Here is a 25,364-nt window from a genome sequence, read left to right on the forward strand (position 1 = left end):
GCAGCAGGCCCTGTCTGTCCTTGAACCAGACAGGGCCCTGGCAGTCGGCATTACGCGAGATCGAAGCGGTCCGCGTTCATGACCTTGACCCAAGCCGCGACGAAGTCCTTGGCGAACTTCTCCTTGGCATCCACGACTGCATAGACCTCGGCATAAGCCCGCAGCACCGAGTTGGAACCGAAGATCAGATCGTTGCGCGTACCTGTGTACTTGATCGCGCCGGTCTTGCGGTCGCGTCCTTCGAACAATTCGGCCTGGTCGTCTACGGCTTTCCACTCCAGGTCCATGTCCAGAAGATTGACGAAGAAGTCATTGCTGAGTACGCCAACCTTGTCGGTGAACACACCGTGCTTGCTGCGATCAAAGTTGGCGCCGAGTACCCGCAGGCCACCGACCAGCGCGGTGAGCTCCGGTGCGGTCAGCGTCAGCAGCTGGGCCCGGTCGACCAGCAACGCTTCGGTCGCAGCACTGGACTTGCCCTTATTGTAGTTGCGGAAACCGTCGGCGACTGGCTCCAGCACGGCAAAGGCCTCGACATCCGTCTGTTCCTGCTTGGCGTCGGTACGGCCCGGTGCGAATGGCACTTCGATCGAGATCCCGCCCGCCTTGGCTGCCTGTTCAATACCAACGCTGCCGGCGAGCACAATCACGTCAGCCAGCGAGGCCTTGCCCGAAGCCTTCTGAATGTCGACCAGCTTTGGCAAAACACTCACTGCCGTGGCGTTGACTTCCCAGTCCTTCTGAGGAGCCAGAGCCAGGCGTGCGCCATTGGCGCCGCCGCGTTTGTCGCCGCCACGGAAGGTGGAGGCGGAAGCCCAGGCCACCGACACCAACTCGCCTACCGACAGACCGGAGGCTGCGATCTTGGCCTTGATATCGGCAATGTCGGCCGGTGATGGCTGGTGCGTCGCAGCCGGCAACGGGTCTTGCCAGATCAGGTCTTCCTTCGGTACTTCGGGGCCGAGGTAACGTGCTTTCGGGCCCATGTCGCGATGGGTCAGCTTGAACCAGGCGCGGGCAAAAGCTTCTGCAAAGGCTTGCGGGTCATCATGGAAGCGCTTGGATATCTTGCCGAACTCCGGGTCGAAGCGCAGGGTCAGGTCGGTGGTCAGCATGGTGGGCTTGTGGAACTTGCCTTGCACATGCGCGTCGGGAATGATGTCTTCGGCATTCTTGGCCACCCATTGTTTGGCGCCAGCTGGCGAATGGGTGAGCTCCCAGTCGTACTTGAACAGGTTTTCGAAGAAGTTGTTGCTCCACAATGCCGGGGTTTTGGTCCAGGTCACTTCCAGGCCGCTGGACACGGTGTCTTTACCGTGGCCGCTGCCAAAGTTGCTGTTCCAGCCCAGGCCCTGGGCTGCAATGCCCGCGCCTTCCGGTTCGGGACCCTTGTGCGATTCGGGCGCGGCGCCGTGCGCTTTGCCGAAGGTGTGGCCGCCGGCGATCAAGGCAACGATCTCCTCGTCGTCCATGGCCATGCGATTGAAGGTGGCGCGGATGTCCTTGGCTGCAGCCATGTAGTCACCGCTGGCGTTCGGGCCTTCCGGGTTCACGTAGATCAGCCCCATGTGGGTGGCGGCAAGGTTGCTGTCCAGTTCGCGGTCGCCATGGAAACGCTTGTCGGTCCCCAGCCAGGTGGTCTCGCCGCCCCAGTTCACGTCCAGGTCCGGTTCCCACACGTCTTCACGGCCGCCGGCAAAGCCAAAGGTCCGGAAGCCCATGGACTCCAGCGCCACATTGCCGGCCAGGATGAAAAGGTCGGCCCAGGAGATTTTCTGGCCATATTTTTGCTTGATCGGCCACAACAGGCGGCGCGACTTATCAATATTGACGTTGTCCGGCCACGAATTGAGCGGTGCGAAACGCTGTTGTCCACGACCGCCGCCGCCTCGACCGTCGAGGGTGCGATAGGTACCGGCCGAATGCCAGGCCATGCGGATGAACTGCGGACCATAGTGACCAAAATCGGCCGGCCACCAGTCCTGGCTGTCGGTCATGAGTTTGATCAGATCTGCCTTGAGCGCCTTGTAGTCAAGCTTCTTGAACTCTTCAGCGTAGTTAAATTTCTCACCCAACGGATTGGACTTGTTGGAATGCTGGTTCAGCAAATCAACGCGTAGCTGGTTCGGCCACCAGTCTTTGTTCGTTGTGCCGCCGCCGGCGTGATGGAAGGGACATTTGGCTTCAGTTGACATGAGGATCTCCTTTGTCGTGGGTAGGTGAGGTGACTACAACATCTCTTTGATCAGGCCGCTCGGACCAACAGTTTGTAAACTTTGATTATCGCCTATTGCTGCGCCCTTATCCCGAATGGGTGCTGCTGCAATACTTGGACCGCTGCCAAGGGCAATGACCGCCACCGCGATGGTCGCTAGGCATAGAACTGGCAGCCCGATATAGCGCCTGCGAAGTGGAGTATTTTTCATGAGACGTCTCCAGATTATCGAATAGCGCATTCATAATAATTTCAATTCGACGATATATGAAATTAATTATTTCCATCAAATAAATAGCTATATACAATCGTTCGTTCGTTCGTTCGTTCGCTCGTTCGCTCGGCTTGGACTGGGATGGCCCGAGTCATTCGGCCACCTACGTCTGACCGCCTCCGGCTACAACCGGATCAAGCGTTATGCGCCCCGTCTGCTGGAGCGTGTTCCCGCAACGCTTTAACGAAGCAGCCATGCAGGCGTAGGAAATGTGTGTGACTAAGGTAAGCAATTCCGCAGCGCCGACGCGCAAGGCAAGCAAGAGGACGGCAAGGGATCCTGCGAAAGATTCTGCGTCCGGCATTGCGGGCCAGCTTCCGGCCGCTGAGAGGCTCGGTTCCGTCGCGCACAGGAGGTTGCGAATGGCTTTGATCTGCCTCCCAGATAAAACTCTTCGCTGTTCGCACAGAGTCCCCAGCTTCAATAGGAGGCGCACCACTACGACGCCAATGGCGCGACTCATGTGTTGCGATATTTTAGTTTTGATACCTGAATTTCACTATCACAATTGACAGTAGACTCCCTCAGATTGATTCAGTCGCCATTGGCGCGCAAGGGCAGTAACTCGATCGTACGATCCCTCAGAGCTGAATGCACATATTCCATTGCCTGACCTACGAGATCCCGTCTGCATGGCCTTCCTGCGGAGCGTGCAATACCACGCATCCGAGCGTCGGCCTCTCAGACTAGCCGGACGCCTCACTCAAAGTTGCTTTACGAATATCCTGTCCAGGAAATTTGGTATGGAAGAAGTCGGTCGTTTGACCTTCGGCACAAGCAAAACAACGATCAACCGAGTCACGAATCGCCACCTCACTCGGTAATCAACGCTTACAAGCGATACAAAACTGAATCACCTGCAGAGCGTCTTGGGTGGCAGCATAGTTCTCATGCCATTCAATGAAAGAGATCAGCATGAAAAAGCTCATCAGTTTAGTCGCAATCGGAATCGTTCTCAGTACGGCATTGTCCGGATGTATCGTCGTACCGGTTGGTGGCGGTGGTTATTATCACCATCACGACTACTACTATGGTCGCTAATGCGACGACCGCTAAAAGGTGATAGCCATGAAACGTACTTTGTTCGCTGCTGCACTCATCGCTATGAGTGCCAGCGCGTTTGTATCAACGCAGGCCGTGGCGCAAATCGGGGTTGACATCACGATCGGAAGACCGCCGCCACCGCCAAGATATGAATCCGTTCCACCGCCACGATATGGCTATGTGTGGATTCCTGGTTTTTGGGATTGGCGTGACGGCCGGCATGTATGGGCTGGCGGACATTGGGAACAGCCTCGTCCGGGTTATGTATATGCGCGCCCTGAATGGCGCCAAGGCCCTAACGGCTGGGTACTGCAATCCGGCGGATGGCGCGAAGACCATCGGCGATACGATGAACGCCGCGAGCACGATTATCGGGACGGTGACCGGCATGACCATCGTGAAGGCGAGCGGCATGACGATGGAAGATACGAAAATCGTTGATTCTCTTCATTCGTGTATGACTGGACAGCTTCAGCTCAATGATGCCCCATGCAGCGTGTCGTATCCCACACGGCGCTTTGCACCACGCCATTGCGCTGCGGCCTTGACCACCCGGTCCAGGTAAGGTCCAGCCTTATACACAAAGGATTCTCCGTTTTGCAGCGTCTTTATCACCACATAGCTAGGCACGGCATCGATGGCGCCGGCATTGGCGGTATTGATCATCAACCCTGAAGCCGGGCAGCGGTTCCCGTGCGCTTCATGGAGATCGGCATGCTGCAGCGATAGCAAGCGGTCGCGCAGCATGCACTGGCTGTCGAAATAGAGAACTCCGATCGGCAGGGGACTGCCGGTATTTTCACGTGGCGCGATTTCGTATAGACGACTGTCGGTAAAAAGCTCGGTCCATTCTTCAAGACCGTAATAGTTCGCCGAATCAGCGCATCCTTGCGGCAATTGGTAAATTTCGAACCACAATGTCGTCTTGTCCATGGCATTGGATGCTGAACATACCCATCAAATTTTCATCTATGTCTTCTGGCCTGATATTGCCGCTCCCGGCGTCTTGCCGATCATCCTGCGCGTGCCGGCCAGGCTGTCGCTCCATCGTGGATGGAAGGCGCCAGGAGCGCCGCTTGCAGCTCCTACTTGACCGTGGCGATCTTGGTACGCGCGCCGCCCTTGTACGTGTACAAAGTCAAGGAGCCGTCCTTGATATCGCCTTTTGAATCGAAGGCAATATTGCCGGTGACGCCCTTGTGACTGAGCTTGGCCAGGATCGGCAGGTATTTTTTCGGATCGGCGGAACCGGCTTTTTGCATGGCATCGGCCATGGTCATCAGCGAATCGTAGACATACGGTGCGTAGATCACGACGTCCTGGTTGAATTTTTTCTTGTACGCGGCCTTGAAGTCATCCATGGCTTTTTTCTCGGAGTCAGGCACGCCGCCGGCCTCCGCGCAAACGACTTGCTCGTCTTCGAGGCCGTCGCCAGCCAATTTCGGCAGATCCGAGCTGCACAAGCCGTCGCCGCCCATGAACTTGCTCTTGATGCCCAGCTGTTTCATCTGACGCAGCATCGGTCCGCCGACAGCATCCATGCCGCCGAAGAACACCATGTCAGGATTCTTGGCTTTGATCGCGGTCAGGATCGCGGTAAAGTCGGTAGCCTTATCGTTGGTGAACTGGGTTGTAACGATCGTTACGCCTGCGGCTTTTGCGGCCTTGCTGAATTCTTCCGCAACCCCTTGACCATAGGCGGTACGGTCATCGATGACGGCCACGTTTTTGGCTTTCAGGGATTGCGCGGCATAGCGGCCCAAGGCGCCGCCCAGCTGACCGTCGTTGGCGACTACGCGGAAGGCTGTGTTGAAACCTTGCCGGGTGTATTTCGGATTGGTTGCCGATGGCGAGATTTGGGGAATGCCGGCATCGTAGTAGATCTTCGACGCCGGGATCGTGGTGCCCGAAGTCATGTGGCCGATCACGCCGCTGACGCGGGCGTCGACCAGTTTCTGGGCCACCGAGGTTGCCTGTTTGGGATCGGCGCCGTCGTCTTCCGACGCCAGTTCGAATTTTGTTTTTTTGCCGTCCAGCACGATGCCTTTGGCGTTCAATTCGTCGATCGCCATGCGGGCGCCGTTTTCATTGTCCTTGCCCAGGTGGGCAATAGCGCCGGTGAGCGGGCCAACGTGCCCGATTCTGACGACTTGTTCCTGGGCAGACGCCATGCCGGCCAAGGTAAGCGCCATCGTTCCGCATAGGGAAATCATTTTTGTATTGAGTTGCATATACGTCTCCTGATCATTATAAAAATATCCGGCCGCTGAAAAATGCTTGCATTGCGGCTCGATCGTCAACATCAAAAAGAATGGGTAATGCCTACGTTGAACAGCGTTGAATAATCGAAAGCACCGCCATCGTGACCGTCGTAGCCGTCGATACCGAAGGCGGCGCTGCCTTTATTGATGATCTTGGCGACTGAAGTATAGAGGGTGGTCCGTTTCGACAGGGAATACAGATAGCCCAGGCCGTATTGATCGGCGCTGTTCGCGTTGGAGTTGCGGCCGGCGGAGCGATTCCAGCTTGCCATTATTTGACTGTTCTGCCCAAGCGGAGCGCTGACGCCTAGCAGGTAATAGTTGGCCTTGTCGACAATGCCGGCAGAGTCAGCCGTCTTGGTGGCGGCCAACGTGTACAGCTTGGCGGGGCCAAAGTCATAAGTAAGGCCAAGGGCATCGCTCCTTTGATGGAAGCCGAGCGTGCCTGGACTGACGACCCCGGCGCCATGATCGGTGATGTGGACGTAGCCGAGGTATAGCGGACCTTGCTTGTAACTCAGGCCGGCCACGCCGACATTGCCTTGGCTGGACCCGGCCACTTCGCCCAGGCTATACAGCAGGCTGCCGCTAAAGCCGCTGAAGTTGGGCGAATCATAACGGATGCTGTTGTTGGCCCGGATTGCCCCCAGGCCGAGCCAGCCTTGTTCCGGTACGCCTTTCAATCCGCCGACCGGAAACAATGCCTTGTTGCCGATCTGGATATTGCCGGCCGAGCCGGCCAGGCCGACGCCCATCGGGTCGACGTTGTTGAGCAGCTCGAATGCCGGCGTATCCTGGCGTCCGAGATGGACCGAGCCGAAGCCGCCGTTTAAGCCGACGTTGGAAGCACGGCCGAACATCACGCCGCCTTGTTCAGAGGCGCCGGTATCCATGCGGATCCCCATTTCCAGCTTGAAATCGGCGCTGAGTCCGCCGCCCAGGTCTTCCTTGCCCTTGAAGCCGAGGCGGCTGCCCGCCAAATTATTGCTGGCGTTCGAATCGAGGCGGGTGACAGCGGCGTTTGATTGCAAGCCGCCGTTGCTACCGGAAAAGCGGTCGAGCGACATGTCGGCGATGCCGTAGATGGTCACGGACGTTTGCGCTGTGGCGCTGCCCGCGATCAGCATGCCTGCCGCCAGCTGCATTGGGAATTTCCTCATGTTTATCTCCTCCTTGGTTTACTTCGAATGAAGTCTCTCCATATGTTTTTTTGTGTGGAGAGACGGAAACGGTGTTGTCAGGGCGACGCTGGCTCCGCCTGGTCCGGTATCCGTACATAGGCAACCATTTCGATCAGCATGTCTGGATGCGCGAAACCCTTGACCGCGATGCTGCTGCGATTCGGATGCGGGGCGTAAAAATACTCGCGATAAATGGCGTCGATGACCGGCATGTCTTGCGCGCAATCCATGTAGATCAGGACTTGCAGCACGTCTTCCAGGCTGCTGCCGGCGGCCGCGACCGTGGTCGCCAGATTGTCCAGCGTCAGCCGGGTTTGCGCGCTGATGTCGGCGCCGGCAATCTTGCCGTCGGCGTCGACCGGGCCGTGGGTGGTGAACATCACGCCATTGGCGTGGGTGGCCCAGGAAAAAGGCTGCGCCGGTGTCGGCAAGCCGGTTTCAATGATGTCTGGCATGGTAAGTTCCCTTCGGCTTCGTTGTCAGGCAAGCGCGCGCTGCTGTCCGCGTGCCAGCAGCACATCAGCAAGCGAGGCGGCGACATGTTCGATATTGGCGTCGTTGAGTCCGGCTACGCACATGCGGCCGGAACGCAGCAGGTACACGCCTTGCTGTTCGCGCAACAGGTCGACTTCCGCCGGCGTCAGGCCGGTGTAGCTGAACATGCCGCGCTGCGCAGTCAGGTAGGCGACCTCGGCTGGCTGCAGCTGTTGCAGCAGCAGTTGCTGGAGCCGACCCCGCATGTGCTTGATGCGAGCCCGCATCTGCCCGACTTCCGCGCTCCAGTTGGCTGCCAGCCCTGGACTGCCGAGCACAGTCGAAATCAGCCGCGCGCCATGCAGCGGCGGGCTGGAATACATCCTGCGCACAGTTGCCTTCAGCTGTCCCAGCACGGTCGCCGCTTCGCTTGCGCTGGCGGCGACGAAGGACAAGCCGCCGCAGCGTTCGCCATACAGGGAAAAATTCTTCGAGAAGGAATTGCTGACCACGAACGACAAGCCGGCATCTGCCATCGCCCGGATTGCCCAGGCGTCTTCCTCGATACCGTCGCCGAAGCCTTGATAGGCCATGTCCACGAAAGGAATCAGCTGGCGCTGTTGCAGCAGCGGGATCAATTGCTGCCATTGCTCCCGCGAGAGGTCGATGCCGGTCGGGTTATGGCAGCAAGGTTGCAGCAGTACGATGGCATGCGCCGGCAGGGTCGCTATGCAGGCCAGCATCTGCTCGAACTTGAGGCTGTTGGTAAGCGCGTCGTAGTACGGATAACTGCGGATCTCCAGGCCGGCGCCGGCAAACAGCACTTGATGGTTGTCCCATGTCGGATCGCTGACCCAGATCGCGCTGCCGGGAAAATAGGTCTTCAGGAATTCGGCGCCCACCCGTAAAGCGCCGGAGCCGCCGACTGACTGGATGGTGGCTACACGCCCGTCGCTCAGCGCCGGGCTATCCTTGCCGAACACGATTTCCTGCAACAGCTGCCTGTATTGCGCCATGCCTTCAATCGGCAGGTAGGTATGCGGCCTGTCCTCGTTCGCCAGCATGGCTTTCGCCCGGCGCACGCTGTCGAGCACCGGGATGCTGTTGCTGCTGTCGTAGTACAGGCCGATGCTGAGATTGACCTTGCTGGCGCGCGGATCGGCCTGGAACGCCTCGAACAGGGACATGATCGGGTCGCCCGGGTATGGCGGGATGTGCTTGAACATTGCTTACGGTCTCCGTGGATGATGGATGTGTCTGCCGCTAAGCTGGATCGCCTTCTTTTCCGCCTGCAGGCATGTCTTTTATTGAAAAATATGGTATCAAGGAGGGCGCTTAATATTTCTCCTCTTTGCAGCGCGAATTGGGCGAAATACGCAAAATAATTCCGTTTATCGTTGGTTTTTCGGTGGAATTTTCAATATGAATCTTGATCCCGTAGATCTGCGCATCCTGCGACACCTGGAACAAAATGCAAAAATCACCAACCAGGAGCTGGCTGAAGCAGTGAATTTGTCCGCCTCCGCCTGCTTCAGGCGCGTGAAATTAATGGAAGATGCTGGAGTCATTGCCGGGTATCGATGTGTGATTTCGTCGAAAGAAGTCGGCCTGGAATTCGAGGCATTGGTAAATGTATCCATGCGGCATGATGTTGAACGCTGGCATGAAAATTTCGTGAGTTCGCTAAGCCGCTGGCCGGAGGTGGTGGAAGCGCGGATCGTGACTGGCACCACCAACTATGTGCTGACCGTTCGTGTCAGAAATCTCGATCATTATTCCGATTTTGTGCAGCACAAATTACATAAAACGCCAGGCGTCATGTCGACCGATTCCAGCATCGTGCTGGCGACGCTGAAGAAGGATGGATCGGTGCTCGACTTGATCAAGCCGTTTTCATGAAAAATCGACAATGCAGTTGAATAACGTGCAGAGATAAGGGTTCAATTAAGGGCTCGATTGCCCTTTTACCTGGCACTGCCATTGCCTATGCGTGGCAGCTCGTCGGAGAAGCACAATATCAAGGATTGTCCACCTATCAATTGTGTCAGGTTTCCCTGTGGAAATACCGGCATACAATTGTCCGCATCGCTTCCCATCCCCTTCACTCATCGTTTGACGACATCGCCGCAGCGATAGCGGCGCAGTTGGCGAACGAGAAGACCGCGTTTGCCGATATCCGTAGGCACTGGCTGCGGATCGGCGGGGAGCTTTGCCGACAGTTCATCACGGTATTGAGACAAAGAAGCAGAGCAGGCTGTCGTCGCTTGAACGGCAGAGATAGATGCATGTGCGGTCCGGTCATTTCTTAGCTGGATAACTTGGTCTAAATAGGGGGAACAAATGGCGGATAAGCTTGGGCAGGCACCGACGCGCTGGGCGCGCGACTATGTTTTCGACATCTTGAGCGAACTTGGCATTCACCATATTTTCGGTGTGCCGGGAACCAACGAGATTCCAATTATCGATGGCACCTCCTATCCGGAAAACAAGGTGGAGTACATTGAGTGCCTGCATGAAAACATCGCACTCGGTGCGGCAATGGGGTCTGCGCGCATGACCGGATTGCCTGGGGTGCTGGTGGTACACGTCACACCGGGTATTGCGCACAGCATCGGCAATTTATTCAATGCCTCTCGCTCGCAGGTGCCGCTGGTGATTTTGTGCTGCCAGCAGCAAAATGAACTGGTGACCCAGGAACCGCTGCTGGCATCCAATCTGGTTGATTTGGCCAGGCAATACACCAAATGGGCGCACGAAGTGCGCGCTGCCGAAGAGCTTCCGCTGGTACTGCAACGGGCCTTTAAAGAAGCGATGGCGGCGCCGAACGGCCCGGTATTCGTATCGATTCCCTGGGAATTCACCATGCGCGAAATCGGCGCTGACGACAAGATCAAAGGCGTAACGCGCATTTCGCCGCATTTCACCGGCGCGCCGGAGTCGATTGCCCAGGTTGCCAATGCGCTCAAGGAGGCAAGAAATCCCATCATCATCGCCGGCGATGCGGTCGGCTATGCCAACGCCTGGCCGGAACTGCAGCAAATGGCGGAGCTGATCGGGGCGCCCGTATTGCTGCAAACCTTTAGCGCCGTGGCGAATTTCCCAAATGATGATAGCCATTGGCAGGGTGAGCTGCCGGGTACGCAAGCCGGCGTGCAAGGTGTCTTCAAGGATCATGACGTGGCATTTCTGTGCGGTTTTAGCAACCAGGCGCAGATCACGATTTTTAAATATTCGGATGGGGCTCTGATTCCTCCCGCTGTCAGGCAGGTTTATCTCAGCAATAATATTTGGGATATAGGCAAAAATTATTATGGCGAAGCGGCGGTGTTTGGCGACATCAAAGCAACGCTGCCGCTGATCAATGCGCAGGTAGGCAGCGCTCCGTCAGCGCCGGCCGCGGCACGCAATGCGAAACTGGCCGTGCTGGCGGCGCAGCGGCGGGTACAGTGGGATAAGTATTTTGTTGAAGCATTGGCGGCGCCGAATATTTTGGCGGTAGTCATTGCCCAGGCTTTGCGTGAAGAAATCAAGCAACGCAGTCTGAACCGGAAATTTGTCTATGTGCACGAGGCGGTTTCCGATCCCGCACCGTTCCAGTACCTGCTGCCGTTCGGCACGGAAGGCGCCGCGCCGATCAGTTATTACTGCGTTGGCGGCGGTTCGCTGGGCTGGTCGATGCCGGCGTCGCTCGGCATCAAGCTAAGTCCGCAAGGCTGGCAGCAGATCGATGCCGAGTTTGTGGTGGCGGCGGTGGGCGACGGTTCGTCGCTGTTTTATCCGCAAACCTGGTGGACCGCGGCGCATCGCAAATTGGCGGTGCTGTACATCATCACCAATAATCACGAATACCACACCCTGCAAAACGGCTTGCAACAGCTGGTCGCGGCGTATGGCACCGCGCCCGGCTATGAATGGCATCCCAAAGACAACAATACGGACCCGTCCTATCTGCGCATACAAAGTCCGGTGATGGATTTTGTCGCCATTGCAAAGGCGCTGGGCGGCCTAAGCGGCGAGGTGGTCGACACGCCGGAAGGCGTCAAAGCAGCCGTGCGGCGCGGCATGGATCATGTCCTGCAGCATCAGCAAGCTTACGTTCTGGATATGCGCACCGCCCAGAATCCGCCGCCGCCGCCCAGCACGGATGACGACACCGGCAAACAAGCTAGGCAAGCAAGAGCGCCGGTGCAACCCGCCTTGAATTTTTTCCACCAGCAAGGACAGCTGCTTGCTGGCGCAGGGCCTGGCGATAATCAGAATGCACCAGTGATTTTCTAAGCAGCGTTGGCGGCAAATGCGGTGCCCAGGGTGCAACCGGGTTTTGACATGCTGTCCGGCCGGGCCCAGGGATTCGTTCTTCCACTTAATCGAAAAAAAGGGGATTACGCATCATGGCAGATGAAAAAATCGATATCGCCATCGTTGGCGGCGGGGTTTCCGGCGTATATAGCGCTTGGCGGTTGAAACAAGCCAACCCGAGACAAAAAATCGTGGTGTTCGAAGGCAGCGATCATATTGGCGGGCGTTTGCTGTCGGTGACGCCGCCCGGGATCCCCAACATGGTGGCGGAACTGGGCGGCATGCGGATTCTGCCCAAGGTACAGCCGCTGATCAGTACCTTGATCGATGCGCTGAATCATTTGCTGCCGGATAGCGAGCAAATCAAGCTGTATCCCTTCCCGGTTGACGAACCGCAAAACATCGCTTATCTGCGCGGCACTTATTTGCGCCTGTCCGAATTCACTACCAATCCGGACAAGGTTCCGTACCGGCTTGGCTTTCCGAATCACGGGCAAACCGCCGGTTCCGTCATGATTAATGCAATTGAGCAGATTGTGCCGGGCATAACCAATCCGGATCTTACCGAAGACCAGCGTCGCGAAATGGCGCAGCAAGCCACTTTCTCCGGAAAACCGCTGTATCAGCAGGGATTCTGGAACGTGCTGATGCGCGTCATTAACGGCGAATCGTATCAATATTCGTTGGACGCGGGCGGGTATGACTCCACCATGAGCAATTGGAACGCCGCCGACGCCATCCCCTGGTATTTGTCTGACTTCGGAGTTCAGCCGGTTTACAAGGGGTTCACCAAAGGCTTTCAGGAAGTGCCCCGGGTTCTGGCGAAATTATTCATCGAGGCAGGCGGCGAGGTACGTTTGAACAGCAGCGTGTCGGCGCTTGAAAGCCTGGATGGCGCAGTTCAATTCCAGGCCGACGGCAAGTCGGTCCGCGCCAGCTCCGTGATCCTGGCCATGCCGCGCCGCTCGCTGGATCTGCTTGCTGACAGCAGCCCGATCCTGCAGGAAATCAACGGCTTGATCTCTTCCGTCACACCGCGTCCGCTGTTTAAATTATTTACCACCTATGCCAATCCTTGGTGGCGCGCAGCCGGATATAGCAAGCCTGACGGCAGCGTAGTGCCGGTAGAGGCCGGCCGCAGCGTCACTGATATTCCGGTGAGGCAAACCTATTACTGGCCGAAAAGCGATGGCACGCCCGTCAAGACCGGCCCCGCGATGTTGCTGGCCAGTTATGACGATGGCGACAATACCGGATTCTGGGACGGCTTGCGGCCGCAAAGGCATCAACACAAGGCCAGGGGGCAGTCTGTCGCCAAAGTGAGTGAACCGTTTGTGGCCGAAAACCGCAAGCCGAATCCGGAGCTGGAGTGGGACCAGCACCAGGCGCCATATCGCATGGTTACCGAAGTGGCGCGCCAGTTGGCGACCATGCATGGCTTGAGTTACACACCGAAGGTACAAGATGCCTGTTTCCGCGATTGGGGCGATGATCCCTTTGGCGGCGGCTGGAATAGCTGGAACATCGGCGTAAAGAGCTGGGAGGTGAAACAAAAGATCATCCAGCCGATCGGCCGGCAGCCCTTGTATATTTGCGGCGAGGCCTATTCCGATGCGCAGGGCTGGGTCGAGGGGGCGTTGCAAACCGCGGATATGATGCTGGAGAAATTTGGGCTGGATAAATTAAAGAATCCCTGAACCAGGCAAGGAAAACCCGGAAGTTTCCGGGTTTTTTTTCATGGGTGCGACTTAAATGCCGGTTCTATGTGCGGTAAACAGCAGCCTGAGTCCAAGAGCCGCGATGGCGCCGGCGGCGACACGGTCGATCTTTGTTTTCGCTTTCAAATAAAGTTCACGCGGCCGTTTGCTGGAAAAACACAGGGCGACGACTGCGTACCAGCCGGCTTCGATGGCAAAAACCAGCGGCGGCAGGGCGAAATAACACCAAAGGGGCGGGTGCTGGGGAAGCAGCGCCGCAAAGATGCTGCCATAGGCAACGGCCGTCTTCGGATTGCTCAATTGCGTACTGAGGCCGACCCAGAAAGATTTGCGCACGTTCCCGCCGCTTGCAGGCTGATTGCTGCCCAGGGCCAGCGGGGCCGCCGCACCGCGCCAGATTTTGGACGCCAGGTAAATCAGATAAATCCCGCCGGCTATCTTGAGACCCATATAGAGCCATCCCACGGTTGCCAGCAAGGTATAGAGCCCGACCAGGGCAATGCCGCTGAAGAACACGCCGCCTATCCCCATGGCGACAGCCGTGGCCAGGCCGTCACGGCGCGACAGGCCGATTGAATGCCGGGCAACAATCACAAAACTTGGGCCGGGGCTCATCGCCCCGATCAGTAGTGCAGCGAGAATGGCTGCGATGGCGGCTGACGGGCTCATTGAAGTGTCTCCTTGGGACGGCGGGAGGGAATTGCTGACCGAATGTATATTACACTTCCTGCTCGATCAGCGCTGCGGGCGCTCCGGTCATGCGTCATTCAATGTAATATCTTTCCCAAGCCTATCAAGCGTAATGGTCCCATGCAAACCCTACCTCTACGTCTCGCTCCCGGACAGGATCTGCGCTCGGTTCTGGAAGCTGTACTGATCGAACATGGCGTCAGCGCCGCTTTTGTGCTCCAGGGGATTGGCAGTTTATCCCTTGCGCAGCTGCGATTTGCCGGCGCAAAACAAGCTACCGAACTTCGCGGCGACCTGGAGATACTCACACTTGCCGGATCGCTCTCGGTCGATGGCGCCCATCTCCACATGACGGTAGCTGATGCGCAAGGTTGCGTGCTGGGTGGCCACGTAGCACCCGGATGCATTGTGCGCACGACAGCCGAGCTGCTGGTGGCGCTATTGCCGGAGCATCGTTTTGTCCGTGAACCGGACGCGGTTTCAGGTTTCGACGAGTTGGTGATAACGCCGCAACGACGTCCCGATGGCATTTGAGCCCGGCAGGGATCACATATCAATTGAATGGCGCGCCAGCTTGCTCCGGTTTGAACGGCGCGCTTGGCGTCACAGGGTGCGACAATTAGCCGCATTCTTTTTGAAGGGATGCGCTTCTATACTCGGCGGGAATTTTTCTCAGCCATTTATAGGATGCCCATGCCTTATGTTCCAAACGCCCGCCCTAAATTCCTGCCTGCGCTGATCCATGCAGCGGTCGTCAGTTCCAGCGCGCTGACTGCCGGCGCCATTGCCAGCGATGCGGCAACGAACGAAGCTGTACTGCCGACAGTCGTCATCACGGCGGCGCAGGAGACTTCTCCTCTGACCATCGTGGTCGACCCGAAAGCGCCGCGGCAGCCGATACCGGCCAGCGACGGCGCCGATTACCTGAAAACCATCCCGGGCTTTTCCGCCGTGCGTAACGGCGGCACCAATGGCGATCCTGTCCTGCGCGGCATGTTCGGCTCGCGCATCAATATTCTGAACGACGGCACCACCATCCTGGGCGCTTGCCCTGGCCGCATGGATGCGCCGACGTCTTATATTTCGCCGGAAAGCTTCGACAGGCTGACTGTTATCAAAGGGCCGCAAAGCGTGATCTGGGGACCGGGAGCTTCGGCTGGCACGGTGCTGTTTGAGCGCAAGACAGAACGGTTTTCAGAAACCGAAAATCCTGTCCGCTTTGACGGCGGGCTGACGGCCGGATCGTACGGCCGCAATGAGCAGAGAGCGGATCTTACCGCCGGCACGCCGGATGTCTATACGCGCGTCATCGCCAATCATGCCAAGGCCAACGACTACAAGGATGGCAACAATCAAACGGTGGCGTCGCGCTGGGACAAATGGAATGTGGACGCTGCGCTCGGCTTTACGCCGGATGCGGATACCTTGCTGGAATTGAATGCCGGCGCTGGCGACGGCTCGGCGGCTTACGCTGGGCGCGGGATGGATGGGGTCAGTTTCAAGCGCCACAGTTTCAACGCAAAGTTCGAAAAGCGCAATGTCAGCCAGCACGTCGCGAAGATCGAAGCGATGGCGTATTACAACCATGCCGATCACCTGATGGATAACTACACCCTGCGCAAGCCGGATCCCAATGCCGGCATGATGAAAATGCCGATGGCGTCGGAAGTCGACCGGCGCACCGTCGGCGCCAGGATCGCCGCGACGCTGGAGTGGGACGACGCACTGAGCCTGGTCACGGGCTTTGACATGCAGCAGAACGCTCACCGCGCGCGCAGCGGCATGGGCATCGGCACCTATGCGCAAAAGCCGTGGAACAAGGATGCCGCGTTCAGCAATGCCGGCATGTTCGGCGAGGCGACCTGGTCTGTGGCGCCGCGGCAGCGGCTCATCAGCGGCGCACGCATCGATTACGCGACGGTGAAGGATGAGCGCAGCACGCTGGGGCAGGGCATGATGGCGGCGCCCAATCCTACCGCCGATATGGAGCGCCGGGTTACCCTGCCGAGCGGCTTCGTCCGCTACGAATACGATTTGCCGTCGAAAGCCGGGACCCTCTACGCAGGACTGGGGCATGCCGAGCGCTTTCCGGATTACTGGGAATTGTTCTCGCCGAAAATGGCGCCGGCCGGATCGCCCAATGCCTTTGCCGGCATCCGTCCGGAAAAGACCACGCAGCTTGATATAGGCGCGCAGTATAGAACCGGCGCATGGCAGGCCTGGGCATCGGCTTACGCCGGCGTGGTCAACGACTACATCCTGTTTTCTTACCTGCCGGGCGCGATGGGCGCAACATCTCAAGCCAGCAATGTCGATGCGCAGATCATGGGCGGCGAGCTCGGTGCGTCCTATGGCTTCGCTCCGCATTGGAAGATTGACAGTTCGCTGGCCTATGCCTGGGGCCGCAACCGCAGCGATGGCAAGGCCTTGCCGCAAATGCCGCCGCTTGAAGCGCGGCTTACCTTGAACTACAACGACGAACGCTGGTCGTTCGGCGCGCTGTGGCGCCTGGTGTCAGCCCAAAACCGGGTCGCTATCAATGAAGGCAATGTCGTCGGCAAGGATTTCGGCCCGAGCGCGGGCTTTGGCGTCTTTTCGATGAATGCAGCTTATGCATTTTCCAAATCGGTGCAAATCGTTGCCGGCATCGATAACGTTTTTAACAAGGCGTATGCGGAACATCTCAACCTGGCTGGCAATACCGGCTTTGGCTACGCAGCCAATACCGCCATCAATGACCAGGGCCGCACCGCCTGGGTGAAGCTGGGGGTGAAGTATTAAGGCTCACAGTTCCATCTTGCCGCCTTTCGCAGGCTTTGTGGCGTAATTCGGCAAGCTGCTGATCTGCTTTTCTTCAGGCGCGACTGTGGCGGGATCGAGGGGGTTGCCGACAGTGCGGCTGTCGGTCGGGATCATCGAGGGAATGGCGACCGCTTGCTCCGCGAGCTGCCAGCCCAGGATCGTCTCGAGGCGATTGCCGCCTGCCGCTTCCGGTCCTGTGATCGATTCATACAGCAAGGGAAGCGGATGGCCGATCAAACGCGCAACTTCTTGCGAAGCGCCAGGGTGATCCAGCGGCAGACTGGTGGCAAAGAGCCGTGGCAGAGCGCTGCGCGGGACATAGATGCGCAGCATTGTGCCGTTGCGGATGCGGCCGCGCGCATCTCCTTCCGCATCCTGCGCATAGCCGTAGGCAACCGCAGGATCTCCGGCAACGTACAGGCCTTTCCAGATTTCCTCAAGGTCCTGCTGCCGGTTATGGATTCCGCCAAACACAATACTCTGTGCGCCCTCCAGGGAGGTGCCGTGATAACCCGCAAAAACGTATCCCTGCGCCAGCAGGCGCTGGTGAGCAGCCTGCAGGCGGTTCAAATTCCAGTTTTGCGTGCCTTGTACGGTGAAGCTTGGCGGCTCCCCATCATTCAAAAAGTGCGCTCCGGTGGGGTTTTCATGCTGGACCAGCACGTCGCTGCTTGCGCCGGAACCGCACGGGCGCGCGTCAGTCGGGCAGGTGACGGCCAGCACATCGGCCTGCTGTGCGTTGGCGGCACTGGCGCCAGGATTGGCTGCCTGGTAGTTCCGGAAGATGTCGGCGGCCTGGGCGATGCTTTGACGGGCCAGTTCCGGGCGTTCAAGAACCGCGCTTCTCAGGGCGTCCAGAGGCACCGGATCAGGCGCGGCGACCGCTTGCCCATGAACCAGGTTATGAATCACCTGACGGAATTGGTCGAGCGGCAAGCGGGTGGCGATGTAAAGGGCTATCAAATTGGCGGCGGGGTTGCCGCACGAAGACCATTCTTCCCATCCTCTGGGCTTGCGTCTGCGCGCCAAGGACTCAAGAGGTATGCCGCATACCCGGTGGCTGGTCAGCGCTTCCAGAGCATTGCCCTTGGCAAAATGGATGCGTTGGCCGATAACCGGCTTGCCTGACGGTGGCGCGTACTGGTCGACAGGCTTGCCCGCAAGGGTTTGATAGATTGCGCCTTCCCAGGTTTCGCCCAGGCTGCAGCGGTTCTGGGTGACGTAGTTGTAAATGGCATCCAAAGGGTCGAGCAGGCAGAGCAGCTTGCCGCTATGCCACTCGCTCCAGCGTTTATGACGATCATGGCTCGCAGGAGCAGCGACGTAGCTGACGCCTGCATGTCGTATTCCAAGCAAGCCCTGGCCCTGAGTAATATTCTCCTGGGTGACAGAGAAGTTGGCGAGTGCGGGCCAGCGCGCCAGTGTCTTGTCGTCCACTTCCACGCTGTAAAGAGGCGAGATGGAGAGGACCTTGTTCTGGCCGTCAAGATTCTTGAAGAAGACCTTGATGCTGGTGGGAGCATCGTCGCCAACGGGCACCAGCCAGTTAAGCGACCAATGTTTCGCGCCTTGGCGCGCATACTGAAAATTCCTGGGCTTGCCGTCAGAGCCAACCAGGCTCAGCCTCAGGTTTTCCTGCTCGACAAAGACGGTGGCGACATCGTCAAGGCGCAAAGCCAGGACCTGGCCGTTGCCCACATAATCTTTCATCATCATGGAGTAATGCAGTACGCCTTCCTTGCCGGGAGAATCCGGCGCAACCTGCATGGCCAACGGGGACTGATAGATTTTATGAGGGGCGGCGTAAACCAGGCAATAGCTGCTGCAATCGTCCCAAAGCCTGAAGTTTCCCTCTATCGTATTCGCCCTGGCGCTGCCGGTTCCGAGCAGGAAAAGCCATCCGAGCAGATGGATCCAGTATTGCGACGTGAATTTGGACATGGAATTACCTCACATGGTGAAAACATTGTTAAAGCAAGCGGCCCGGGAAGGGAGGGCAGGACCGCGGCTACTGCGTCTTCATTTTCAGACCCCCGCCGGGGGTGGTGACGATCACTCTGCCAGGCAGCCCAGGGGCGCGGCTTGACCTGCCTTCGCGATAGGTGTCCACCGTCGCCGGCATCGACGGAAGCGGCGCCAGCTGTTGCGGCTGGCCGTTTGCATATCGCTGCCTGCGCAGTGATTCGCCCAGTTCCGAAGCGGGCAAATGACGATCGCTGAAAGGAGGCCGGGTATTCAGGCTATGTGCATGGCCCGGATATTCAAGCAGATCTGGCTGGCCTGTCGATGTTGTTTCGGAAGACGACAATGCACAAAAGGCGGAGTGCTTGCGGGAGGCCGGTGCAGGGGAGCCGAATGATTCGCCGCCATTCCTTTTTTTATAAATCCCGCCGTTGAATTTCACGCCGTCAGGATTCATTCCCATTCTGAATCCGACGCTATTCTCGCTATAGTCCTCTGCGCTGATGCAGCCGTCACTCTCGCCCTGAAGAAAACTCCTGGCCGGCTTCGGCGCAATTTTTGCAGTCCGCGACGAAACCAGTTTCTTGCGTTCCATGGGCGATAAGGCCTCAAGAGTGTGTCTTGCCTTGGAGTAGTGCAAGGCATCGAAAGCGTGCTTCACTTTCACCTGGTCTTCGCTGTCAGAAGATTCGGGATTTGTTTCGACAGCCGATGCCGGCGCAACGAATAATCCTGCAACAACAATGGACGTTGTGCGGAAAAAATAAGGCAAGCGTTTTCTCATGGGAATCCCCCCTGTAAAAATGAAACGATGAATTGCGGGGAAGGGCGCGCGTAGCGCGGATCCGTGTCGCAAAGTGAAGTCCTTGCTGGCGGTGCGGCTGGCAAAAAATGATTTTGGATGAACATCGAAGATGAGCATCTGGCGAGATGCTCACTGTGCGTGCGGCACGTTATCTAACGGCGACATTGTCGGATAACGGCGCAGTGCGCGTTGATGCGGCGGATACCTGCAGCGCCGGCAAGAAGCGGGTAAATCAGTGAAGTTGAATTGTTGTTATTTTATCGAAAACGATAATCATTATCAATAGTGGTGTCGATAAAATCGATGGAAAGCGTCGCGTCGCGAGTTGTTCGCGATGGCAGTTTACGCGTATTTGGAATAGGGGAGCTGGGTTGCTGCCGGCAGCAAGAGATGCAAGCGCGTCTGGCAATCTAGGGCGAAAAAAAACCGCAGCGTCGACATGCTGCGGTTCTGTTTGCCGGTATCAGGAATTACACGATCTTGTTGGTCGACAGGTCCCAGCCGCCGGAAGTATTGCCGCCGGAGCCGCCGCCGATTTTTTGCTGGGTGTACTTCCATTTGACCTTGGAGTACTTCAGGCTGACCGTTTCGCTCAGCACATCGCCTTCTGTAACGGATGGCGTGACGTCGGAGATCAGCAGGTTCGACAGTTCGATTTCGAAGTACTTGATGCGGTCGCCCTTGCCGTCGGCGCGCAGGAATTCGAACTTGGCGCTGTCGATGGTCTTGCCGGACGAGCAGTTCTGCAGCAGCAAAGGCGTTGCCAGGTCGGCGATCTTGGTGATCACGATGTCCTTGTGCTCGCAGCGCTCGGCTGTGTGGCCACCGCCGGTCGATGCCGTAGCCGACTTCGGCTGCAGCACTTCCCATTGCACCGATTTGCATTCGATCCAGTCTTTGTGGGCGCTGTCTGTCGATTCGCCTTTGATGCCGTTGATTTGCAGGTATACGTCGATTGCCATGGTAATGCTCCCTTATTGAGTTTGAGGCTTAAGTGATGCTGGCCGTGCCGCCGCCAGACGAGTTAAAACAGAATGTTCTGTCTGATGAAGATCAAGCGCAGGACAAAATTCCAGTCACCAAAAATGACTGCCGGGATTTTTGGATAGCGGCGCCAGATTGAGTGCTTAATTCACGCATGCAACATTGACTTTATATCAGTCTGGCATGTTCAATTGCAAACAACTGTATCTTCTGGGCAATTAATTAGTTTCTATTGTGCAACTATCGCATCAATTTCAGCGAATGTCCAATAAATCCCGCCAGCTTGCGCTGCTCATTTGGCAATTTTTCCACAAATTTACAGAATAGATGGTTTTGTTGTAAGTAACTGAGCGGAATAACAAGAAATGCCCGGTCAGTGCTTTTGAAGGGCGTGCTTGCCTGGTCAGAAACTCCCAGCCATGCCAGAACGGCGTCGGCAAGGGCGGCTCAAAGGCCAATGGCCGCAGCGAGCGCCTTGATTCCATGCGCTTGCTTTCCGTCGCCGCTTTTGACCAGAAATAGAACAATGAACAGGACCGCTATGCCGGTGGCGAGGAGGTGGATCTGGGTGCCGTTCATTGCTAGCCAATTGGCTGCTCGCTTATCCAGCCGGATGTCTTTCTTAAAAAATGACGCGGGGCATGCAGCGCCTGCCGATATAGATCAGAAATTGAAAAGGCACAGGCACGACGAGCCGTTGCCGCCTGATAGCAAGGTGGTGACCTGGCCGGCCGGCGTCACCTTGCGCAGCAGGTTGTTGCCGGTGTCGGCAATATACATGTTGTTGGCGGTGTCGCTGGCGATGCCCTTGGGCAGGCTGAAGCGGGCTTTGTCGCCGCCGCCGTCCGTGGCGCCGGCATTGTCGGCTGCCCCCGCGAGGGTGCTGACGACGCCGGAAGCGGAGACGCTGCGTATCAGCTGGTTGCCGCTGTCCGCCACGCGGATATTGCCAGAGCTATCCACTACGATGCCGTTCGGCTGGCTGAAGCTGGCGCGCTGGCCGCTGCCGTCGCTGCTGCCGCTGCTGCCGGCAGTACCGGCAAGCGTGCTGACGACGCCGGCCTGGGTCAATTTACGGATCGTGTTGTTGCTGGTGTCTGTGACATACAGATTCGCCGCGCTGTCAATGGCGATGCCTTGCGGTAAATTGAACTGGGCATTGCTGCCGGCGCCATCCTGGCTGCCGGCGCTGCCGGGAGCGCCCGCCAGCGTCGTGACCTGGCCCGCCGGACTGACCTTGCGCACGGTATCGTTGCCGGTGTCGGCGACATACAGGTTGCCGGCTGGGTCCAGCACGACGCCCCAAGGCTGGTTGAAGCGGGCATTTCCCGCAATGCCGTCAGCCTGGCCGCTTTGTCCGGCGCTGCCGGCCAGGGTCGAGACGATGCCGGCCGGGCTCACTTTGCGGATGGTGTTGTTCCTGGTGTCTGCTACATACAGGTTTCCCGCGCTATCGACCGCAATGCCGCCGGGCTGGTTGAACAACGCGCTCAGAGCGGCGCCATCCGTGCTGCCGGCATTGCCTGCGCTTCCGGCGACGGTAGTGGCGACGCCGGCGGCAGTGATTTTGCGGATGGTGTTATTGCCGGTGTCGCTGACGAACAGGTTGCCGCCGGCGTCGACTGCAATCCCGGTGGGTTGGTTAAAGCGCACACTATTGCCGCTGCCGTCGCTGCTGCCGGCACTGGTGTTGCTGCTGCCGGCGTTGTCGCAGGAGGCCGTCTGATTGTTTTTGCAGCAGCCGCCCAGCATCAGGCCAAGCAGGCAGAGGGAAAGTCCGGTGGACAGTTTTTGTAGTTGCATTGAGATTTGCATCGGTTGAGCTCAGGCGAAACCGGCGAGCGAGATTCGGATTTAAGATAAAGCAAATTTAACATGATTTAGCAGCCGTATACCTTGCGTCCGTTAATCCATTGATAGCGGCCGCCGCGCGGCCCGATATGGCAGGCTGCGCCGGCGGCCGTTCCGTGACGGAAGCGCCAAGGGGCGAGCGGATGCGGGTCCGACCATAGTCCCGTCCTTGCGTTGCGGGCAGCCGTCTCCAGCTTCTTCAGACGGCTGCCGTTTGCGCTGCGCGCAGCCGCCCAGGCCATGCCACGTTCCACCTGGGCCCGGCTGACGTCAATGCCGTCGCAGCGCAGCGTCCCCACGGTACGGCCGAATTGATCGATCGCTTTGGCGGTGTATCGCGCATCTTTGCCCCAGCATAGCTGGTACAGTGATTGCCTGGCCTGCGGGCCGAAGGCCTGTTTTATTTCCGGCGCGTCGATGCCGGCCAGGCGCAGCTTGAGCCGTTTGCGGCCGGCCTGCAGCGTCAGGCTGTCGCCGTCGGCTATGTGGACGATCTTGTGCGCATGCACGGCCAGCGGTGCGAGCAAAAGGAAAGCGGCAAAGATTTTTTTCATTTACGCTGCAGGGGTGATCTCTATGGCGGCAGGAGATGCCGGCCTGGACTGCTGTCAGACGCGAGCTTACAGAGGAACGGCAATGAAAAATATAAGAGGTATCGTATTCGATCTCTACGGCACGCTTTACGATGTGCATTCGGTGGCGGCGCCGTGCGACAACTACCATCCCGGCAGAGGTCGCGAGATAAGCGCCGTGTGGCGGCAAAAGCAGCTTGAATACACCTGGCTGCGCAGCCTGATGGGGGCGTATGTCGATTTCGAACAGGTCACGCATGACGCCTTGGTGTTTGCGTCGCGCCACTTGAAACTGCCTCTGGACCAGGCGGCCTGCTCCGCGCTGTGCCGGGAATATCTCAAGATCCAGCCCTTTCCCGAGGTGCCGGCTGCGCTCGCCAGGCTGCAGGCGATGGCGATACCGCTCGCGATTCTTTCCAACGGCTCGCTCAATTCGATCCGCAGCGTGGTTGCGGCGTCGCAGCTGGAACATCGCTTCGCTCATCTGATCAGCGCCGACGGCGTCCGGATCTTCAAGCCGCATGACAGTGTTTACCAGTTGGCCGAACAACAGATGCAGCGCCACCGCTCCGAGCTCCTGTTTGTTTCTTCGAACGCCTGGGATGCATCTGGAGCGCGCCATTTCGGTTATCCCGTGTGCTGGATCAACCGCGCAGGCAATACCTTCGACGAGTTGGGCCAGTCTCCTGATCACGTCGTGCAAGGACTGGAGCAGCTGGCGGACTGGGTCGAAACCTAGGGTCAGATACCCGATCAAGCTATGACATCCCTCCGTATCGATTGCCGGCCGGAAGCGGAGCACACTGCAATTCGCTGGTCGTGGATTGTCAGGGCAGTGTCAAATTTCATCTCGCTCGCGTATCGCTCACAGAAACTGTGTGAGGATTATTTTCGGTAACGCGGTGGACTCTTGTCCGCCCACGTTACCTGATGCAGGAGCCACAGCTGGCCATGTTCCTGCAACTCTCCTGTCACGCTGAATAACGAACAATCCTGCCGGATGCAAAGCCCGATCTTCCTTGTTCGCGCCAACTCAAGGAGCGGCCTGCGTTTGCCCGTCGTCACGGCTGGCTGGCGCAGCAACTCCGGTCGATGCGCATGAAGGGCAGGTTCCGGGGAGAGTTTGTATTTTTAAGTTTGACAACCATGCATTTTTACGATTGCCGCCAACCTGGATCAACCATGCCGAAATTCTTTACTGAATTGCTGGAGGAAAAATGGAAAACCCAAAAACCCATGTTTTTACGACAGAGAACTTGCCTGAACATCTTAAGCTTGAATACTGGACCAAGGAGCTAGGCCGCCGCCTGCACGCGGTGGAAGTGAGTTGCCAGCAGCAGGCGGAGTTTTACGGCGGCGTCGAGTCGATATCGATGGGGCCGATTGCCGTGACGCGCTATTTCGGGCCGGCGGTCACCATCGCGCGGACTGAAACTTTACTGCGGAACGTGCCGTCGCTGCGTTTCCATCTGGTGTTGACGCAGGACGGGCGGCACGTGCTGAGCCAGCTGGGCCGCACGGTCGACATTGCCAGCGGCGACATGGTGTTGATCGATTCGCACCTGCTGTCTTCCAGCGTGAAAGAACAAGTGACTGACGCGCGAGTGATTTCCTTATCCGAAGCATTCGTCAATCACTGGATTCCGCGAGTCGAGCATTGCGTCGCCCATGTACTGAAAGGGAGCGGTGGCTGGGGTGCGGTGTTGTCCACCTATCTCCGCAATCTCAATGCCGAGATCTTGCAAGCGGAGGTAAGTCTTTATGAACAGGCATTGATCGCCGACCATATCGCTTCCCTCATGCGTTTCGCTTTCAAGGAGGCGGGTCTGCCAAAAGCGGAAAACAGCCGAGCGCGCAATCTGCGGCAGCGCGGCGAACTGCATCGCGGCATGGTGTTGTGGCTAAGGCAGAACTACCACGATGCAAATGTGACGGCGCAAACCGTGGCTGACGTGTTCCGGATGTCGGTGCGCAACGTTCATCATGTTTTCCTGAATGCCGGCGATGACACCAGCTTCCATTCCATGTTGCGCGATATCCGGCTGGATGCCGCGATTCGCCTGCTGGCGGAAAAAGATGCACAAGCCATGTCTTTGGCTGAGATTGGCTGGCGCTGCGGTTTTGCCGAACAGTCGCATTTTTGCCGGGTGTTTCGCCAGCAGAAAAAAATGTCCCCTGGCGCTTATGCAGAGATGCTCAGGGCAGAGGGACGGGCAGGGATAGCCTAGCGCG

General features: G+C 57.9%; 23 protein-coding genes. 9 read left to right on the top strand and 14 right to left on the bottom strand.

Translation table 11 applies throughout. The features are described from left to right. Positions 1 to 50 precede the first annotated feature (50 nt). Together katG and KHU30_RS02240 are read right to left on the bottom strand one after the other, a co-directional pair. The gene (gene katG, locus KHU30_RS02235) at positions 51 to 2,195 is read right to left on the bottom strand and encodes a catalase/peroxidase HPI (protein WP_211441009.1); all 2,145 of its coding nucleotides are present in this window, start codon (positions 2,193 to 2,195) and stop codon (positions 51 to 53) included. Between the two features lie 33 nt (positions 2,196 to 2,228). Further along, positions 2,229 to 2,426 (bottom strand): hypothetical protein, encoded by a 198-nt coding sequence (locus KHU30_RS02240; RefSeq protein WP_211441010.1) that lies wholly within the window; start codon positions 2,424 to 2,426, stop codon positions 2,229 to 2,231. A 978-nt stretch (positions 2,427 to 3,404) separates the two neighbouring features. Here KHU30_RS02240 and KHU30_RS25325 point away from each other — a divergent pair. Both KHU30_RS25325 and KHU30_RS02245 read left to right on the top strand, forming a co-directional pair. Then, positions 3,405 to 3,530, top strand: coding sequence for a hypothetical protein (locus tag KHU30_RS25325; protein WP_268907056.1), 126 nt, complete (start codon positions 3,405 to 3,407; stop codon positions 3,528 to 3,530). A 63-nt stretch (positions 3,531 to 3,593) separates the two neighbouring features. Next, the gene (locus tag KHU30_RS02245; protein ID WP_230427252.1) at positions 3,594 to 3,974 is read left to right on the top strand and encodes a YXWGXW repeat-containing protein; all 381 of its coding nucleotides are present in this window, start codon (positions 3,594 to 3,596) and stop codon (positions 3,972 to 3,974) included. Between the two features lie 30 nt (positions 3,975 to 4,004). Here KHU30_RS02245 and KHU30_RS02250 read toward each other — a convergent pair whose 3' ends face one another. The 5 genes from KHU30_RS02250 to KHU30_RS02270 all read right to left on the bottom strand — a co-directional run bounded on the left by KHU30_RS02250 (position 4,005) and on the right by KHU30_RS02270 (position 8,675). Further along, entirely contained in the window at positions 4,005 to 4,466 is a 462-nt protein-coding gene (locus tag KHU30_RS02250) for a nuclear transport factor 2 family protein (RefSeq protein ID WP_211441012.1), read from the bottom strand. A 152-nt stretch (positions 4,467 to 4,618) separates the two neighbouring features. After that, on the bottom strand, positions 4,619 to 5,764 hold the full coding sequence (locus tag KHU30_RS02255; RefSeq protein WP_211441013.1) for a branched-chain amino acid ABC transporter substrate-binding protein: 1,146 nt from the start codon (positions 5,762 to 5,764) through the stop codon (positions 4,619 to 4,621). A 71-nt stretch (positions 5,765 to 5,835) separates the two neighbouring features. Next, the gene (locus KHU30_RS02260; RefSeq protein WP_211441014.1) at positions 5,836 to 6,954 is read right to left on the bottom strand and encodes a porin; all 1,119 of its coding nucleotides are present in this window, start codon (positions 6,952 to 6,954) and stop codon (positions 5,836 to 5,838) included. Positions 6,955 to 7,031: 77 nt separating this feature from the next. Continuing rightward, the gene (locus tag KHU30_RS02265) at positions 7,032 to 7,430 is read right to left on the bottom strand and encodes a RidA family protein (protein ID WP_211441015.1); all 399 of its coding nucleotides are present in this window, start codon (positions 7,428 to 7,430) and stop codon (positions 7,032 to 7,034) included. Between the two features lie 24 nt (positions 7,431 to 7,454). After that, the gene (locus tag KHU30_RS02270) at positions 7,455 to 8,675 is read right to left on the bottom strand and encodes an amino acid aminotransferase (RefSeq protein ID WP_211441016.1); all 1,221 of its coding nucleotides are present in this window, start codon (positions 8,673 to 8,675) and stop codon (positions 7,455 to 7,457) included. A gap of 196 nt (positions 8,676 to 8,871) precedes the next feature. Between KHU30_RS02270 and KHU30_RS02275 the strand changes: the two genes are divergently transcribed. The 3 genes from KHU30_RS02275 to KHU30_RS02285 all read left to right on the top strand — a co-directional run bounded on the left by KHU30_RS02275 (position 8,872) and on the right by KHU30_RS02285 (position 13,445). Next, a complete protein-coding gene (locus tag KHU30_RS02275; protein ID WP_211441017.1) occupies positions 8,872 to 9,348 on the top strand; it encodes an Lrp/AsnC family transcriptional regulator in 477 nt (158 codons plus the stop codon). Between the two features lie 441 nt (positions 9,349 to 9,789). Beyond that, positions 9,790 to 11,727 (top strand): thiamine pyrophosphate-binding protein, encoded by a 1,938-nt coding sequence (locus KHU30_RS02280; RefSeq protein ID WP_211441018.1) that lies wholly within the window; start codon positions 9,790 to 9,792, stop codon positions 11,725 to 11,727. A 113-nt stretch (positions 11,728 to 11,840) separates the two neighbouring features. Further along, positions 11,841 to 13,445 (top strand): flavin monoamine oxidase family protein, encoded by a 1,605-nt coding sequence (locus KHU30_RS02285; RefSeq protein ID WP_211441019.1) that lies wholly within the window; start codon positions 11,841 to 11,843, stop codon positions 13,443 to 13,445. 51 nt (positions 13,446 to 13,496) lie between these two features. Here KHU30_RS02285 and KHU30_RS02290 read toward each other — a convergent pair whose 3' ends face one another. Then, positions 13,497 to 14,135, bottom strand: coding sequence for a LysE family translocator (locus KHU30_RS02290; RefSeq protein ID WP_211441020.1), 639 nt, complete (start codon positions 14,133 to 14,135; stop codon positions 13,497 to 13,499). 141 nt (positions 14,136 to 14,276) lie between these two features. On the opposite strand from KHU30_RS02290, the gene KHU30_RS02295 reads away from it, so the two are divergent. Both KHU30_RS02295 and KHU30_RS02300 read left to right on the top strand, forming a co-directional pair. Beyond that, complete coding sequence (locus KHU30_RS02295; RefSeq protein WP_211441021.1) at positions 14,277 to 14,690, top strand: PPC domain-containing DNA-binding protein; 414 nt, start codon at positions 14,277 to 14,279, stop codon at positions 14,688 to 14,690. Positions 14,691 to 14,849: 159 nt separating this feature from the next. Next, the gene (locus KHU30_RS02300; RefSeq protein WP_230427157.1) at positions 14,850 to 16,937 is read left to right on the top strand and encodes a TonB-dependent copper receptor; all 2,088 of its coding nucleotides are present in this window, start codon (positions 14,850 to 14,852) and stop codon (positions 16,935 to 16,937) included. Positions 16,938 to 16,940: 3 nt separating this feature from the next. On the opposite strand, the gene KHU30_RS02305 is transcribed toward KHU30_RS02300, so the two are convergent. The 6 genes from KHU30_RS02305 to KHU30_RS02325 form a co-directional block, all read right to left on the bottom strand. Then, on the bottom strand, positions 16,941 to 18,899 hold the full coding sequence (locus KHU30_RS02305; RefSeq protein ID WP_211441023.1) for an exotoxin A binding domain-containing protein: 1,959 nt from the start codon (positions 18,897 to 18,899) through the stop codon (positions 16,941 to 16,943). A 67-nt stretch (positions 18,900 to 18,966) separates the two neighbouring features. After that, positions 18,967 to 19,842 carry a hypothetical protein gene (locus tag KHU30_RS02310; RefSeq protein ID WP_211441024.1) on the bottom strand — a complete coding sequence of 292 codons (876 nt, stop codon included), beginning with the start codon at positions 19,840 to 19,842 and terminating at the stop codon, positions 18,967 to 18,969. A gap of 353 nt (positions 19,843 to 20,195) precedes the next feature. Further along, on the bottom strand, positions 20,196 to 20,687 hold the full coding sequence (locus KHU30_RS02315; protein ID WP_211441025.1) for an Hcp family type VI secretion system effector: 492 nt from the start codon (positions 20,685 to 20,687) through the stop codon (positions 20,196 to 20,198). A gap of 469 nt (positions 20,688 to 21,156) precedes the next feature. Beyond that, on the bottom strand, positions 21,157 to 21,288 hold the full coding sequence (locus tag KHU30_RS25330; protein ID WP_268907161.1) for a hypothetical protein: 132 nt from the start codon (positions 21,286 to 21,288) through the stop codon (positions 21,157 to 21,159). 84 nt (positions 21,289 to 21,372) lie between these two features. Next, entirely contained in the window at positions 21,373 to 22,512 is a 1,140-nt protein-coding gene (locus tag KHU30_RS02320; RefSeq protein ID WP_211441026.1) for an NHL repeat-containing protein, read from the bottom strand. Between the two features lie 77 nt (positions 22,513 to 22,589). Then, entirely contained in the window at positions 22,590 to 23,114 is a 525-nt protein-coding gene (locus KHU30_RS02325) for a thermonuclease family protein (protein WP_211441027.1), read from the bottom strand. Between the two features lie 82 nt (positions 23,115 to 23,196). Here KHU30_RS02325 and KHU30_RS02330 point away from each other — a divergent pair, with 82 nt between their 5' ends. Continuing rightward, a complete protein-coding gene (locus KHU30_RS02330) occupies positions 23,197 to 23,871 on the top strand; it encodes a haloacid dehalogenase type II (protein ID WP_211441028.1) in 675 nt (224 codons plus the stop codon). A gap of 478 nt (positions 23,872 to 24,349) precedes the next feature. Further along, positions 24,350 to 25,360 carry an AraC family transcriptional regulator gene (locus KHU30_RS02335; RefSeq protein ID WP_211441029.1) on the top strand — a complete coding sequence of 337 codons (1,011 nt, stop codon included), beginning with the start codon at positions 24,350 to 24,352 and terminating at the stop codon, positions 25,358 to 25,360. The last annotated feature ends 4 nt before the right edge of the window (positions 25,361 to 25,364 follow it).

Source organism: Collimonas humicola (genome assembly GCF_018304945.1).
GTDB lineage: Bacteria > Pseudomonadota > Gammaproteobacteria > Burkholderiales > Burkholderiaceae_D > Collimonas > Collimonas humicola.